Origin of the sequence: Streptomyces sp. NPDC059866, from assembly GCF_042731325.1 — a bacterium.
GTDB classification, from domain to species: Bacteria; Actinomycetota; Actinomycetes; order Streptomycetales; family Streptomycetaceae; genus Streptomyces; species Streptomyces flavusporus.
On record NZ_JBHWJT010000007.1, the window covers coordinates 101355 to 116155 of the forward strand.

At 71.1% G+C, this 14801-nt stretch carries 14 protein-coding genes and 2 riboswitches; of the genes, 6 read left to right on the forward strand and 8 right to left on the reverse strand.

The window, feature by feature from the left end:
• Positions 1-6: 6 nt before the first annotated feature.
• Together ACFV7R_RS12735 and ACFV7R_RS12740 are read left to right on the forward strand one after the other, a co-directional pair.
• Positions 7-825: a hypothetical protein gene (locus tag ACFV7R_RS12735; protein WP_385263030.1), complete on the forward strand. Its 819-nt coding sequence runs from the start codon at positions 7-9 to the stop codon at positions 823-825.
• A gap of 98 nt (positions 826-923) precedes the next feature.
• The gene (locus ACFV7R_RS12740; protein WP_385263031.1) at positions 924-1934 is read left to right on the forward strand and encodes an LLM class F420-dependent oxidoreductase; all 1011 of its coding nucleotides are present in this window, start codon (positions 924-926) and stop codon (positions 1932-1934) included.
• A gap of 4 nt (positions 1935-1938) precedes the next feature.
• Here the strand turns inward: ACFV7R_RS12740 and ACFV7R_RS12745 are convergent, their stop codons facing one another.
• Genes ACFV7R_RS12745 through ACFV7R_RS12755 form a run of 3 tightly spaced genes read right to left on the reverse strand, consistent with a single transcriptional unit; the run spans position 1939 to position 5529 of the window.
• Positions 1939-2691, reverse strand: coding sequence for a hypothetical protein (locus ACFV7R_RS12745; RefSeq protein WP_385263033.1), 753 nt, complete (start codon positions 2689-2691; stop codon positions 1939-1941).
• The gene (locus tag ACFV7R_RS12750; protein ID WP_385263035.1) at positions 2678-4252 is read right to left on the reverse strand and encodes a substrate-binding domain-containing protein; all 1575 of its coding nucleotides are present in this window, start codon (positions 4250-4252) and stop codon (positions 2678-2680) included. The genes ACFV7R_RS12745 and ACFV7R_RS12750 overlap by 14 nt, the downstream gene beginning before the upstream one ends.
• On the reverse strand, positions 4249-5529 hold the full coding sequence (locus tag ACFV7R_RS12755; protein ID WP_385263037.1) for a hypothetical protein: 1281 nt from the start codon (positions 5527-5529) through the stop codon (positions 4249-4251). Before ACFV7R_RS12755 ends, ACFV7R_RS12750 begins: the two co-directional genes overlap by 4 nt.
• A 158-nt stretch (positions 5530-5687) precedes the next feature.
• Between ACFV7R_RS12755 and ACFV7R_RS12760 the strand changes: the two genes are divergently transcribed.
• Positions 5688-5984, forward strand: coding sequence for a hypothetical protein (locus tag ACFV7R_RS12760; RefSeq protein WP_385263038.1), 297 nt, complete (start codon positions 5688-5690; stop codon positions 5982-5984).
• A 4-nt stretch (positions 5985-5988) separates the two neighbouring features.
• On the opposite strand, the gene ACFV7R_RS12765 is transcribed toward ACFV7R_RS12760, so the two are convergent.
• Genes ACFV7R_RS12765 through ACFV7R_RS12775 form a run of 3 tightly spaced genes read right to left on the reverse strand, consistent with a single transcriptional unit; the run spans position 5989 to position 9211 of the window.
• Positions 5989-7059, reverse strand: a complete 1071-nt coding sequence (locus ACFV7R_RS12765) for a prenyltransferase/squalene oxidase repeat-containing protein (RefSeq protein WP_385263040.1) — start codon at positions 7057-7059, stop codon at positions 5989-5991.
• A complete protein-coding gene (locus tag ACFV7R_RS12770) occupies positions 7056-7790 on the reverse strand; it encodes a class I SAM-dependent methyltransferase (RefSeq protein ID WP_129800810.1) in 735 nt (244 codons plus the stop codon). The genes ACFV7R_RS12765 and ACFV7R_RS12770 overlap by 4 nt, the downstream gene beginning before the upstream one ends.
• Complete coding sequence (locus ACFV7R_RS12775) at positions 7784-9211, reverse strand: glycosyltransferase family 4 protein (RefSeq protein ID WP_385263042.1); 1428 nt, start codon at positions 9209-9211, stop codon at positions 7784-7786. The genes ACFV7R_RS12770 and ACFV7R_RS12775 overlap by 7 nt, the downstream gene beginning before the upstream one ends.
• A 221-nt stretch (positions 9212-9432) precedes the next feature.
• Between ACFV7R_RS12775 and ACFV7R_RS12780 the strand changes: the two genes are divergently transcribed.
• A complete protein-coding gene (locus ACFV7R_RS12780) occupies positions 9433-10074 on the forward strand; it encodes a TetR family transcriptional regulator (RefSeq protein ID WP_129800812.1) in 642 nt (213 codons plus the stop codon).
• A 9-nt stretch (positions 10075-10083) separates the two neighbouring features.
• Positions 10084-10259: riboswitch (TPP riboswitch) on the reverse strand.
• 98 nt (positions 10260-10357) lie between these two features.
• On the opposite strand, the gene ACFV7R_RS12785 is transcribed toward ACFV7R_RS12780, so the two are convergent.
• Both ACFV7R_RS12785 and ACFV7R_RS12790 read right to left on the reverse strand, forming a co-directional pair.
• Positions 10358-10591 (reverse strand): ferredoxin, encoded by a 234-nt coding sequence (locus ACFV7R_RS12785; protein ID WP_129800813.1) that lies wholly within the window; start codon positions 10589-10591, stop codon positions 10358-10360.
• A 3-nt stretch (positions 10592-10594) separates the two neighbouring features.
• Complete coding sequence (locus ACFV7R_RS12790) at positions 10595-12052, reverse strand: aldehyde dehydrogenase (protein WP_385263044.1); 1458 nt, start codon at positions 12050-12052, stop codon at positions 10595-10597.
• Between the two features lie 189 nt (positions 12053-12241).
• Between ACFV7R_RS12790 and ACFV7R_RS12795 the strand changes: the two genes are divergently transcribed.
• Entirely contained in the window at positions 12242-13267 is a 1026-nt protein-coding gene (locus ACFV7R_RS12795) for an MBL fold metallo-hydrolase (RefSeq protein ID WP_385263045.1), read from the forward strand.
• Positions 13268-13369: 102 nt separating this feature from the next.
• A riboswitch (cobalamin riboswitch) is annotated at positions 13370-13447 on the forward strand.
• A gap of 132 nt (positions 13448-13579) precedes the next feature.
• Complete coding sequence (locus ACFV7R_RS12800) at positions 13580-14800, forward strand: prenyltransferase/squalene oxidase repeat-containing protein (RefSeq protein ID WP_385263047.1); 1221 nt, start codon at positions 13580-13582, stop codon at positions 14798-14800.
• Position 14801 lies beyond the last annotated feature (1 nt).

Consider the following 14801-nt stretch of genomic DNA (forward strand, 5'->3'; position numbering starts at 1 on the left):
CCTGAAGTGAATATCCGCTCCCTCACTCGAGGCGACGGCGTGGTGATCGGAGCAGCGGTGTTGCTGTTCGTCGCGTCGTTCCTCAGCTTCTACTCGTCCGACGGCGCTCCGGACGGCTTGGACATGCCCAGCCTGTGGGGCAGCGGCCCGGTGCTGATGAGCGTCGTACTGGCGGGTCTCATCGGCGCCGCGCTCGTCGTCGTCGGCCGCGGGCTGCCGCAGGCCCCGAAGGTCGCAGGGCTCGACCTCGGCCAGTTCGGCGTCGCCTTCACGGTGTTCGCCGCATGGAGCGCGCTCGGCAACGTCTTCGATCCGGCGAGCGCCGCCAACAACTTCGGCGGTGACTCCTCCGACGGCCCCGACGCCGGCACGGGTCTGATCCTCGCCCTCGTCGCCACCCTGCTCATGGCCGCCGCCGCCGTCGCCACTCCCCTGGTCCCCGCTCTCAAGGGCACCCTCCTCCCGGCTCCGCGCCCCGCCGCCCCGCAGCCCTACGGCGGTCAGCCGCAGGGTGGTTACGGTTACCCGGGCGCCCAGCAGCCCGCCGGATTCGGCGGTCAGCCGCAGCCGGGTCAGCCCTACGGCGGCCAGCCGCAGCAGCCGCAGCAGCCGCAGCCGCCGGCCGGGGACTTCTCCCCGTTCTGGTTCGCGGTGCCGGTGCCGCGGCCGCTGTTCCCGGAGGACGGCTCGCCGACGCCGATCGCCGAACTGGCGCCGGGCACCTGGTACCTGGCCGTCGAGCAGCGCGGTCCGGCGCTGGTCGCGCAGACGCAGGACGGCCGCCGGGGTGTGCTGCAGGACACGACCGGTATCCAGCGCGGCTGACGTCGAGCCCGTAGCCGCACGGCCCCTCGCCCTTCCGGGCGGGGGGCCGTTGTCGTACAGTCGCCCCTCGGGAAACTGACACCTCGTCAGGAGGCGGTATGCGGCTCGGTCTCGCCCTCGGCTACTGGGGCCGCGGCCCCTCCCCCGACCATCTGGCGCTGGCGCGGGAGGCGGAGCGGCTCGGGTACGACTCGGTGTGGACGGCGGAGTCCTGGGGCTCGGACGCGTTCACGCCGCTCACCTGGATCGCCGCCCACACCTCAACCATCAAGCTGGGCACGGCGGTTGCCCAGATGGCGGCCCGGTCGCCGACGACCACCGCCATGCACGCCCTCACCCTCGATCATCTCTCCGGTGGCCGGATGCTGCTGGGCCTCGGGCTGTCCGGGCCGCAGGTGGTGGAGGGCTGGTACGGGCGGCCGTTCCCGTCCTCGCCGCTGACCGCGACCCGGGAGTACGTCGACGTCGTACGGCAGGTCCTCGAGCGGCAGGCCCCGGTGGAACTCGACGGGCGGTTCCACTCCCACCCGTACCGAGGCGCGGACGGCACCGGCCTCGGCAAGGCGCTGAAGCCGATCACCCACCCCCTCCGACCCGATCTGCCGGTCCTGCTGGGCGCGGAGGGGCCGAAGAACATCGCGCAGACCGCCCGGATCGCCGACGGCTGGCTGCCGTTGTACTGGTCCCCGCTGCGGACCGAGGTGTACGAGGCCTCCCTCGCCGGTGCTCCCGAGGGCTTCCTCGTCGCCCCCATGGCCCAGGCGAGGGTCTGCCGGGACGTCGCCGAAGGGCTGCTGCCGGTCAAGACCATGCTCGGTTTCTACATCGGCGGGATGGGCGCCGCGAAGCGCAACTTCCACGCCGATCTGATGGCCCGCATGGGGTACGAGGAAGAGGCCCGGCGGATCCAGGAACTGTTCCTCGCCGGGCGCCGGGAGGAGGCCGTACGGGCCGTCCCCGACGCGTTCGCGGACGAGATCTCCCTCGTCGGCCCGCGCGAACGCATCGCACAGCGGCTGGAGTTGTGGCGCAAGGGCCCGGTGACCGACCTCCTGGTGCTGGCACCCGACCCGCACACGCTTCGGGTGCTCGCCGAGCTCAACTCCTGACGGTTCACCGGAAGATGGCGACCGGGTCGAGGGTCAGCTTCCCCTTCGTCTCGTCCCAGGCCAGTACCTTGCCCAGGCAGCGGGCCGTGAACTTCCCCGTGTAGTAGTGCTCCTCGCGGAAGTCGCCACGGCCCTGGGACTCGAAGCACATGATCTCCACGTGTGCGCCGGTGCCGTACGAGGCTCTCAGCAGTACGCCGTTCTCCTCACGTTTCGCGGTGAATCCGCCGGTGACCGAGACGTATGCCAGTCCCAGGGCGCTCAGGGGAATCCGGCCGTCGGGGTGTCTGCGGCTCAGCCGCTCGGAGCTCTCCCGGTTGAGGACGAGGTCGCCCTCGATGAGGTCGGCGTCCACCACGCGGTCCTCCTTGCGCATGGCGTCCATGACCACGCCGATCACGTTCATGGGGTTGGCCTCCCGGAGGTAGGTGGTGACCTGCTCCCTGGTGACGCCCCGTTGTGCCTTGCCCGTCCAGAAGAAGAGCTTGCCCCACAGCCCGAAGTCGTTCTGAACCTGGAGCCGGTGGGCGACCTCCTGGCTCAGGGACTGGGCGAAGCCGCCGACCTCGTAGATGTCCATGACTCGCTGCTTGTGCAGGTAGAAGCACATGTCGAGGTGCGTCCCGCCGCGCCTGCGCCGCCGGCGCAGGCGCTGCCACCCGTACCCGAGCACGATGGCCAGGCAGACCGCCGTGCCGGCCCAGACGAGCAGCCACGGCCACCACAGGCCCCACCACTGACTGTCAATGACACCCACGGATCTCCTTGAACGCGTCGGAGAGGGAGGAGAGGTTCGCGTCGACCATGCGGCCGCCGGTCGCGGTGGCGGCCTGCTTCAGGGCTGCCGCGTCGGCCTCTCCGAAATGGACGGGGAAGGTGGGCACCGCCTGAGCGTCGCTGCCGAGGGAGCCGTGGCGGCGCAGGAACTCCTGGTACGTGATGCCCGCGTTGTTCTCGCCGTCGGTCATCAGCACGATCGCGACGGGACGTGCGGGCTCGTCGCGTACGGCGGCGGTGGCGATGCGGTAGCCGCGGTCGAGGGCGGTCCAGACGGCGGTGGCGTCGTCGTAACCGCCGTCGGCGACCGTCTGGTCGAGGCTTCGCAGATCGGCGTCGTCGCGTACCGTCACGGTGCGTTCCTCCAGTACCCGGCCGCCGAACCGGACGACCGTGAGGCGTTCGCCGCGGTAGAAGCGGGCGAACTTGCCGGTGGAGGTCTCGTCGGCGCCGCTGAGTCCGGCGAAGGCGGCGCGCAGCTCGGCCATCCGCTCGCCGCGCATCGAGGTCGAGAAGTCGAGCAGGAAGACCACCTGGTCGGCGACACGGCCCTGGGGATCGCCGTAGTCGGTGATCAGTTGCTCCACGATGGACGACCGGTCGGGGAAGGACAGGGCGTTGCCGACGGAGGCCCGCAGCGGCTCGGAGGGTTCGACGTCCTCGTTGACCGGGCGGCGGAAGGTGCGCTCCATGAGCCTGTGCTGAACATCGGCGCCGAGCAGCCAGTCCACCACCCTGCCGTACGCCGACCGCTGTTTCTCGTCGAGCAGCAGCAGCGGGAAGTCGGAGAGCACCATGCCGTCGTCGGGGTGCACGATCTGCAGGGGTTCGCCCACCCTGTCGTCGTCGTTCAGGGACAACAGCTCCGACTCGTGCGCGATCAGCGCGTTGGTGTCGCCCGGCTTGCTCAGATAGGCGGCGATCAGGTCCCGGGAGCTGGGTGCCGTGAGGGTCTGGCCGGAGCGGAAGCCACGCAGGCGGTCGCAGGAGACGTCCTCCTCCCGCAGGGCGCGGCCGGTGCCGGCGGCGGCGGTGGCGACCCCGACGAGCGCGGCTCGTCCCGTGTCGCTGCGCCGCGGGTCGGCCATCCCGAACCGTACGGTGCCCTCGGCGGCGGCGTCCGCCACGTCCGCCCATGAGATCCGGTTCTCGGTGGCGGTCTCGCGCAGCTTCCCGGCGATGCCGGGTTCGAGGCCGACGGCGACCGGGGACCGCATGATCGGGGTGGACTCGGGCCGGGTCAGGCGGCCCTCGGAGTCCTGGACGCGGAGCTGGAACGAGCGGTCCGAGGCGAGCCACGCCAGGTCGTACGCCGGGCCGCCCGGGTACTGTCCTTCGAGGTCGGCGTTGGCCTCGTACTCCATCTCCAGCTCGACCCCCGTGTCCTCCTCCAGTTCGTCCAGCAGGGGCGCGACATCGGCGAGTTCGGGGCTGGCGAGGACCCGGAGGGTGACCGGGTCCTCGTCCTGGGTGCAGGAGGTGGGACCGGCGAGGAGGACCAGGCCGAGCGACGCCGTCAGCGCGCGGACGAGCCTGGTCATGACGCGTCGTCCGGGTTGGGCGGCGGGCAGTCGCCGACGTAGGTGATGATGTCGTCGAGGGTCTGCAGGCCGGGTTCGAGCGCCTTGGTCTGGTCGGCGTTGGGGACCGGGACCTGGATGCCGTGGTCGCTCAGGTACTGGTCCAGTTGTTCGCTGGCGCCGTCCTCGCCGGAGAAACGGATGCGGAAGCCCAGCTCCAGTGCCCGCCGGCGCAGTTCCGCGTCCTCCTCGATCAGCTTGACCAGCCTGTCGCCCTGCGGGCTCAGGGAGATGAGCTGCGGCTCGGTGAGCGCGTACGGCTTGGGGTAGAGCAGGACGCGGCTGGTGTCCTGCTTGCCCTCCTTGCCGTGGTGGGCGATCTGGTGGGCCAGGAACTGGTGCTCGTAGATCAGGGCGATGGGGGCCAGGGACTCACCGAGGGCGGAGAAGTAGCTGTCGGCCTGCTCGTCGGCCCACATGCCCTGCAGGGTGACGAGGGGTTTGATCTCCGCGGCGATCCGGTCCACTTCCTCCTTGGCGCGCGCGGGGTTGTTGGGATGGTTGGAGCCCGGGGTCTTCTCGCCGTTGGCGACGAAGGCGAGCATGCTCAGATAGGTGCCGGCGGAGTTGGACTCGCAGACGTTGGACGTGCGCACCAGGACGCTGCCGCTGTTGCTGCGGTTGTCGCGGGCGACGTCGTCGTAGCCGATGCCGTTCCAGGTGTCCGCCGTCCTGCCCTTTCCGTCCCTGGGGTGCGGGTCGTCCACGCCGTCGAGCAGGGTCATGAACTTTTCCATGTCGAGGTCGTAGTAGAGCGTCCCTTTTCCGCCCTGCCGTTTCGCCACGCCCGCCTTCACCAGGGTCTCCGCGTAGTCGCGGAAGCTGCCGAGGGCCAGTGGGGAGACGAAGGGGCGCACTGTCCGGCCGGTGTCGTCCGGCCGGTCCAGGATCAGCTTCGCCGCGGGCTGGCCGGACGGGAAGACCACGTCCAGGCCCTTCAGGGACCGGGTGGCGATGCCCCGGGAACCGAGGCGGCGGATGTCCACGCGGATGCCGTGCTCGAGTAACAGCCGTTCCACTTCGGGGTCTTTGAAGTAGTCGGACTTGGAGGCCATCCGCGACTCGATGACGGTGATGCGTTCGAACGGCCGGAGCGCGTTGCCCGAGATCGTCAGGGACAGCAGTCCGGCGAGGGCGAGCGGCAGCGCGGCGACGACGAGACGCGGGACGCGGCGGTGTGTGGTTCGGCGGGTGGTGAGTCTCGGTTCCTCGGTCGTGGATGTTCTGTCGTCGGACAACGGCCCTCCTGCCGCTCAAGGGGGCAGGATCATCAGAGACCCCGGAGAACACCATCCCCCGGAGCGGCCAACTCCACTCGAAGGGCGGACGAATGACAGCCGACCGCGGTGCGGCGGCGGCCGGGTTTCAGCCAGGCGGGAGTGGCAACCCGGAGGGTATGTCCCCTCGATATCGCAACGGTGCCAACCAGGCCGGCACGGTCATCGCGATCGTCGCCGACGTCATGGCCCTCATCCTGGGCCTGTGGATCCTCATGTACCTGCTGGACGCCAACCCCGCCAACGACTTCGTGCAGTTCGTGCACGACGCGGCGCGCTGGCTGGCCGGCTGGTCGCACGACCTGTTCACGTTCGACGAGGCGTGGGCGCGCGTCGTCGCGGGCTATGGGCTGGCGGCGGTCGTGTACCTGTTCGTGGGGCACGCGATCGCGGGCCGCATCCACCGGCAGCACTGAGCTGTCAGTCGCAGCAGTCCGCGTCGAGGCCGCTCGGCAGGTGATCGCCACCGAAGACCGCGCACGTCGCCTCGTGGCCGCCGAGTGCAGCCACGGCGAGCAGCAGCGAACCCGCCGTCCAGGTGGTGAGCTCGCGCGGCCAGATCGCGTCGTCGTCGAAGACGTAGCCCGTCCAGTACAGGCCGGTCTGCGGATCGCGCAGGTGCTGGATGGACTGCAGGATGTTCAGCGCGCGGTCGGACTCGCCCATCGCCCACAGGGCCAGGGCGAGTTCGGCCGATTCCCCACCGGTCACCCACGGGTTGGGGACGACACAGCGCACCCCGAGGCCGGGGACGACGAAGCGGTCCCAGCCCTCCTCCATACGGGACTTGGCCTCCGCGCCGGTCAGGGCGCCGCCCAGCACCGGGTAGTACCAGTCCATCGAGTAGCGGTCCTTGTCCAGGAACCGCTCCGGGTGCCGGCGTATCGCGTGCCGCAGCATGCCCACCGCCAACTCCCAGTCGGGCTGCGGCTCTTCACGCTGCTCGGCGATGGCGAGTGCGCAGCGCAGCGCGTGGTGGATCGAGGAGCTGCCGGTGAGCAGCGCGTCCGCGGTGGACGTGCCGTCGTCCTCGCGCTTCCAGCCGATCTGCCCGCCCGCCTGCTGGAGGGCCAGCACGAACTCGACCGCCGAGTACACCACCGGCCACATGCGGTCCAGGAAGGTGTCGTCGCCGGTCGACAGGTAGTGGTGCCAGACGCCTACGGCGACGTAGGCGACGAAGTTGGTCTCGCGGCCCCGGTCGGTGACGTCGTGCGGGTCGCCGTCGGCGTATGCCGCGTACCAGGAGCCGTCCTCGTTCTGGTGCGTCGCCAGCCACAGGTACGCCCGCTCGGCGGCCTCGTGCTCGCCCGCCGCGTCCAGCGCCATCGCGGCCTCGACGTGGTCCCACGGGTCGAGGTGGTGCCCGCGGAACCACGGGATCGCCCCGTCCTCGCGCTGCACGGCGAGGATGCCGGCGACGGTCGCGGCGGCCTGCTCGGAGGTGAGGACCCCGGGCAGGACGAGGTGTTCTGTCCGGGGAGTGGTCACTTGGCGTCCACCCGGGGCAGGTGCGGCTTGGTCGCGTACGCCACGAAGCTCTTGCCGATCAGCGGGTTGAGCGCCTGCTCGGCGACCCTGGTCGCGAGCGGCTTCTTCATGATGTCCCAGACCAGCAGCTTGTGGTACGCCCGCACCGGCAGCGCCTTGTCGTTGTCGACACCGAACGCGCACTTCAGCCACCAGTAGGGACTGTGCAGGGCGTGCGCGTGGTGCGTGCCGTACGGCTTGAGGCCGGCCTCGCGGATCTTCGCGAGCAGCTCGTCCGCCTTGTAGATGCGGATGTGGCCGCCCTCGACCTCGTGGTAGGCGTCGGACAGGGTCCAGCAGACCTTCTCGGGGCCGTAGCGGGGGACGGTGATCGCGATCCGCCCGCCGGGCTTGAGTACGCGGACCATCTCGGCGAGGACGCCCTTGTCGTCGGGGATGTGCTCCATCACCTCGGAGATGATCACGACGTCGAAGGACTCGTCCGGGAAGGGCAGCGCGAGGGCGTCGCCCTCCATCGCGGTCGCGGTGGCGCCCTCCGGGGCCTCCCCCGCCTCCTTCATCGCCGCGAACCACTTGGCGACCTCGCGGATCTCCTCACCGTTCTGGTCGAGCGCCACGACCTGCGCGCCGCGCCGGTAGCACTCGAACGCGTGCCGTCCGGCACCACAGCCGAGGTCCAGAACGCGGTCGCCCGGGGCGAGCGGGAACCGGGAGAAGTCGACGGTCAGCACGTGGCCCTGCTTTCGCGGTCGGATACAACGTCAACAACTTCTGCGGCCGCGGAGCGGCCGGGAACCGGGGTCGCGGAGCGGCTCGGTGCCAGGGCCGCGGAGCGGCCGGGCTCCTGGCCGGCGGAGCCGGCGATGGCCTCCCGGTAGCGGGCCACCGTGCCTTCCGCGGCCCGCGCCCAGGTGAAGTGCCGCAGCACCCGCTCACGCCCCGCCGCGCCGAGGCGTGCCCGCAGGTCCGCCTCGCCCAGCAGCCGGCTCAGTCCGGCGGCCAGCGCCCCCGCGTCGCCGGGCGGCACCGCCAGGCAGGTCTCCCCGTCCCGTCCGGCGACCTCGGGAATCGCCCCGCCGGTCGTGGCGAGCAGCGGCGTCCCGGTGGCCATCGCCTCGGCGGCCGGCAGGGAGAAGCCCTCGTACAGCGACGGCACGCACGCCACCTGCGCCGAGCGGACCAGGCCGACGAGTTCGGCGTCGGAGATGCCCTTGACGAACTCGACGGCACCCTCGAGGCCGTACCGCTGGACGGCCTGCGCGACCGGCCCCTCCTCGGGCCGCTTGCCGACGACGACGAGATGGGCGTCGGGATGCTCGGTGCGGACCTTCGCCAGCGCCTCGACGAGGAAGACCAGGCCCTTCAGCGGGACATCGGCGCTGGACGTGGTGACGATCCGGCCCGGGATCTGCCGTACCGACGGATCCGGCGAGAACAGGTCCGTGTCCGCGCCGATGTGGACCACGTGGACACGGTCCTGCCGTACGCCGAGGTGGTCGACGATCTCCTGGCGGGACGTACCGGAGACGGTGAGGACCGACGGCAGACGGCGCGCCACGCGCTTCTGCATGCGGGTGAAGGCGTACCAGCGGCGTACGGACAGCCGCCGCTGCCAGCCCTGAGCCGCGTCGAGCTCCAACTGGCGGTCCACGGTGATGGGGTGATGGATCGTCGTGACGAGCGGGGCGCCCACATCACCCAGCAGCCCGTATCCGAGCGTCTGGTTGTCGTGCACGACGTCGAACTCACCCCGCCGGGCGCGCAGATGACGGCGGGCGCGCAGCGAGAACGTCAGCGGCTCGGGGAACCCGCCGGTCCACATGGTCGCCACTTCCAGCGCGTCGATCCAGTCCCGGTACTCGTCGCGCTTCGGCGTGCGGAAGGGGTCGGGCTGGCGGTAGAGATCGAGGCTGGGCAGCTCGGTGAGGCGCAGTCCGTCGTACCCCTCGTCGAGGACGGGGTAGGGCTGGGCGCCGACGACCTCGACGCGGTGGCCGAGGCGGGCGAGTTCGCGGGAGAGGTGCCGGACGTAGACGCCCTGGCCGCCGCAGAACGGGTTTCCCTTGTAGGTGAGGAGTGCGATACGGAGCGGTCGCTCGCCGTCGGCGGCCAGGCCCCCGGGGGACCCCGCCTGACTGGCCTCAGCGGTCACTCTGGGCCCCCTTCTCACTGCACTGTCCCGCGAGATTACGCCGGGACGCTAATCTAGAACAAGTTTCAGACTTGATCGTTCAAGAGGCTCTGAATCTACCGGCAGGTAGGGCCGCTGTGAGCGGTGGATCAGGTGATTCACGCCACGACGGGCACGACCCGGCCGGGCCTGCCATGCTGACTGATTGCACGCCCTCACGGACTGTCACGGAAACGGGATCCATGCCTGCGGAAGCCAAGGTGGAAGCCAGGAGCGCGCGGTCCGCCGCGCCCGCGACCCCGCCCCTCACCGAGCGGCAGGAGGCGCGCCGGCGCCGCATCCTGCGGGCGAGCGCACAGCTGGCCAGCCGGGGCGGTTTCGACGCGGTGCAGATGCGCGAGGTCGCGGAGTCCTCGCAGGTGGCGCTGGGCACGCTGTACCGCTACTTCCCGTCCAAGGTGCATCTGCTGGTCGCCACGATGCAGGACCAGCTGGAGCACATGCACGGCACGCTGCGCAAGAAGCCGCCGTCGGGCGAGACGGCGGCCGAGCGGGTCGCGGAGACGCTGATGCGGGCCTTCCGCGCCCTGCAGCGCGAGCCGCATCTGGCCGATGCGATGGTCCGTGCGCTGACCTTCGCGGACCGCAGCGTGAGCCCCGAGGTGGACCAGGTCTCCCGCCAGACGACGGCGATCATCCTGGACGCCATGGGCCTGGCCGATCCGACCCCCGCGCAGCTCTCCGCCGTCCGCGTCATCGAGCACACCTGGCACTCGGCGCTGATCACCTGGCTCTCGGGCCGCGCCTCCATCGCCCAGGTGAAGATCGACATCGAGACGGTGTGCCGCCTGATCGACCTGACGGACCCGGACACCGGGGCGTAGACACACGAAAAACCTACGAGACGGGTTCCCTTCGCCGGTATTACCCGGATCAGGTAATGGGGGTCGCCGTCCGGCCCGACTACTGCCTTCCGGCCTCTCAGCCCGACCGTCGACGTCGGCCACGGCGGATGCCGAAGCATCTCGCCACAGTCGGCTACTCCGGTCGAACTCCCTCACTCGTCCCGTAGGCCACTATCAGGATATAACGCCCAACTCCAGACGGAACCCCCCGAAGGGGACTTTTTTCATCTCTCGGGCGGAATCCCGGCCTCCCCCTGGAAACTCAGCCCTCCGGCGGAAACACCGGCTCCCCGCTCCCCAGCAGCGTGATCATGATCGCTTCGACCGGGCAGCCTTCCGCCGCCGCCAGGACCTTCTCGTTGGCGTCGGTCTCCGGTTCGACGGGGTGGGACTGGCGGCCCGCGTCGAGGCGGAAGGAGCCGGGGGCGTGGTGGAGGCACTGGGCGGAGCCGATGCACAGGGCGCGGTCCACCTCGACCTGCCAGCGGTCGCCCATGGCCTACGCCTCCCAGCCGGCCGGCAGATGGATCATCTTGTGCTCCAGGTACTCGCCGTATCCCTCCGGACCGAACTCCCGGCCCAGGCCCGAGTTCTTGTAGCCGCCGAACGGGCCGAGCATGTCGAGGCTGAAGGTGTTGACCGAATAGGTGCCGGTACGGACCCGGCGCGCGATGTCGATGCCGTGCTCGACGTCGGCCGTCCAGACGCTGCCGGACAGTCCGTAGTCGGAGTCGTTCGCGATCTTCACGGCGTCGGCCTCGTCGTCGTACGGGAGCAGGCAGATCACCGGGCCGAAGATCTCCTCGCGGGCGATCCGCATCGAGTTGTCGACGTCGCCGAAGAGGGTGGGTTCCACGTACCAGCCGCGCTCCAGGCCCGCCGGCCGGCCGCCGCCGGTGAGGATCTTCGCGCCCTCCTCCTGACCGATGCGGATGTAGTCGAGATTGCGTCGCTGCTGACGCCGGGCGACCAGCGGGCCCACCTGGGTGGCCGGGTCCAGCGGGTCGCCGACGACCAGTGCGCTCGCGGCGCTCGCGAAGGCGTCCGCGAACTCGTCGTAGCGGGAGCGGGGCAGCAGGATGCGCGTCTGGGCCACGCAGGCCTGCCCGTTGTTCATCCAGGCCGCCGGGACGACACCGGCGACCGTCGTCCGGACGTCCGCGTCCGGGAGGACCACGGCGGCCGACTTGCCGCCCAGCTCCAGCGTGACGCGGGTCAGGTTCCGCGACGCCACCTCCATGACGCGCTTGCCCGCCGCGACCGAGCCGGTGAAGGAGACCTTGTCGACGCCCGGGTGCCCGACGAGGTACTCACTGACCTCGCGGTCCGCAGGCAGGATCGACAGCACACCCTCGGGCAGCCCGGCCTCCTTCGCGATCTCGCCGAGGAGGTAGGCGTCGAGGGGTGACTCGGGGGACGGCTTCAGCACCACCGTGCAGCCGGTGAGCAGCGCGGGCGCGAGCTTGGCGGCGGCGACGAACTGCGGGACGTTCCAGGGGACGACGGCCGCGACGACCCCGACGGGCTCGCGCCGCACGAGGATGCGCCCGAGGACGCCGTCGCGCGTCTCCTCGTACGTGTGGTCCCGGGCGACCGTGATCGCCGCATCCCAGACCATCATCGCGCCGAGCGCCTGCGCGAGGACGCTCCAGGAGTACGGCGACCCGTTCTCGGAGGAGATCACGCGGGCGAGCTCCTCGTGGCGGGCGGCGATCCCGTCCTTGATGCGCGAAACGACCTCGATCCGCTCGTCGAGGCTCATCCGTGGCCAGGGCCCTTCGTCGAAGGCGGTGCGCGCGGCGGCGACGGCCCGGTCCACGTCCGCCGGCGACGCGTGCGGCACCCGCCCGATGACCTCTTCCGTGTGCGGCGAGATCACCTCGATGACGTCCTTGCCCAGGGGGTCGGTCAACTCCCCGCCGATGAACAGCTGTCCGTGTTCCACGAGCTCGGTCATGGCCGACTGCCTCCCCGGAGCGTGACTCTGACGATCCATCAGATATCGGAACTGATACCAGTTCCACTCGGAGGAGTCCACAGGTCGGTCAGGCCCGCAGGCCGGAAGGGTCCGCACAGGAAGGTGACTTGGGCTCCCATCGAAACTCGTTCTAGTTATAGTGGCGAGAACGCGGCGACAGGGGAGCCCATGACACAGGTCAGCGACCACGGTGGAGGCGTCCGGTCCATCCGGGTTCCCATCCCGGACAATCCCCTGGGCCACACGCTCGTGTACGTCGTCGACACCGACCGCGGTCCCGTGCTGATCGACACGGGCTGGGACGACCCGGCGTCCTGGGACACCCTCGCCGAGGGGCTGACCCTGTGCGGTACCTCGCCGGACGAGATCCACGGGGTGGTCATCACCCACCACCACCCCGACCACCACGGCCTGTCGGGCCGGGTACGGGAGACGTCCGGCGCCTGGATCGCGATGCACGCGGCGGACACCGCGATCGTCCGCCGCACCCGCGAGACCCTGCCAGGTCACTGGTTCGCCTACATGACAGCCAAACTCACCGCGGCCGGAGCACCCGAGGAGCACGTGGCCCCCCTGCGCAGTGCCCGCCCGCGCACCCTGCCCGGCCTCTCCCCCGCCCTCCCCGACCGCGAGATCGTCCCCGGCGAACTCCTCGACCTCCCCGGCCGCCGCCTGCGCGCGATCTGGACGCCCGGCCACACACCGGGCCACGTCTGCCTGCACCTGGAGGAGCAGCACCCCGCCCGCCTTCCGGGCCACGGCCGCCTGTTCTCCGGCGACCACCTGCTGCCTGGGATCACCCCGCACATCGGCCTGTACGAGGACCCGGACGACGCCACCGTGACCGACCCCCTCGGCGACTACCTCGACTCGCTGGAACGCATCGGTCGCCTCGCCCCCGCCGAGGTCCTCCCGGCCCACCAGCACGCGTTCGCCGACGCATCGGCCCGCGTACGGGAGTTGCTCGCCCACCACGAGGAGCGGCTCACCGGCCTGCTGAACCTCCTGACCGCCCCGCTCACTCCCTGGCAGCTCGCCGAGCGCATGGAGTGGAACCGCCCATGGGCCCAGATCCCGTACGGATCGAGGAACATCGCGGTCTCGGAGGCGGAGGCCCATCTGCGGCGGCTGGTGAAGCTGGGACGCGCGGAGGCGGTGCCGGGGAGCGAGCCGGTGGCGTACGTCGCGGTGTGAACCCGGCCCGGGTTCCGGGGCCGTACGGAGCATCCACAGGCACCCCTCAGCCCCTTCCGTACGGCCCGGTAGAGTGGCCAGGTCGTCATCGCACCCGTACGGGGGGAAGCCGGTGCAAATCCGGCGCTGACCCGCAACCGTGAGCCGGGCCCGGCAGGGCTTCGGTGAGCCGGACTGCCCCGCACGGAACGTGACCGGCTCACGCGCACCGGCAACCGGCCGGTGTGCGGCACCGTCGAGGCATACGGAGCCGAGCCGCCCGGGGTGTCCCGTGCTGCCCGGCTCCCAGCAGGGAAAGGCACCCCGCCGATCATGAACGTCCGCCGCAGTGCAGCGGTCCTGGCCGCCACCGCCGTGATCGGCGTCGCCGCGATCCCGGTCGCCCAGGCCGCCGACCCGTCCCCGTCGCCGTCGGTGGCCTTGCCCTCCGGCCTGTACGGCACGTCCGACCCGACCTACGACGGCGTCTGGCGGCAGTCGCTCGCCCTGCTCGCCCAGGAGACCGTGGGCGTCAAGCCCGCCTGGGAGGCCACGGACTGGCTGGCCCGGCAGCAGTGCGACAACGGCGGCTTCGCCGCCTTCCGGGCCGAGCCCGCCAAGGACTGCGACGCCAAGACCATGGTCGACACCAACAGCACGGCCGCCGCCGTCCAGGCCTTCGCCGCGGTCGGCGACTACGACGCCGCCACCGGCAAGGCGGTCGACTGGCTGAAGTCCGTGCAGAACGAGGACGGCGGCTGGGGCTACACCCCCGGCGGCCCCAGCGACGCCAACTCCACCGCCGTCGTCATCGGTGCCCTCACCGCGGCAGGCGAGAAGCCGGACGCCGTCGTCAAGGACGGCAAGTCTCCCTACGACGCCCTGCTGAAGCTGGCCATCCCGTGCGACGCGAAGGACGGCGGCGCCTTCGCCTACCAGCCCGACAAGAAGGGCAAGTTGGCGGCCAACGCGGACGCGACCGCGGCGGCCGTCCTGGGCGCGCTGGGCAAGGGCCTCGCGGCCGAGGCGGGCAGGAAGGCGGAGCCCACCTGCGCCGACGCCAAGACCCCCGAGCAGGCCGCCGCCAACGGCGCCGCCCACCTCACCAGGACCCTCGCCAAGGACGGCCACCTCACTTCCGCCCTCCCCGGCTCCGAGGACCAGCCCGACTACGGCAACACCGCCGACGCCGTGGTCGCGCTGGCCGCGCAGGGCGGCGCCGCCCAGGCCGCCAAGCCGCTGACCTGGCTGGAGCGGAACTCCGCCGACTGGGCCAAGCAGAGCGGCCCCGCCGCCTACGCCCAGCTGATCCTCGCCACCCACGCGGCCGGCGCCGACCCGAAGGACTTCGGCGGCACCGACCTGGTGGCCCAGCTCAACGCGACCGGCCCGACCCCGCAGCCCCAGGTCGAGGACCGGGCCGTGGCGAAGGCCGAGGAGAAGGACGACGAGGACGAGGGCCTCACCTTCGGCGTGTGGTGGTACGTCGGTGTCTTCCTCGTCGTCGGCATCGGCATCGGCTTCCTGCTCAGCGGCCGCAACAAGAGGCGGTAGC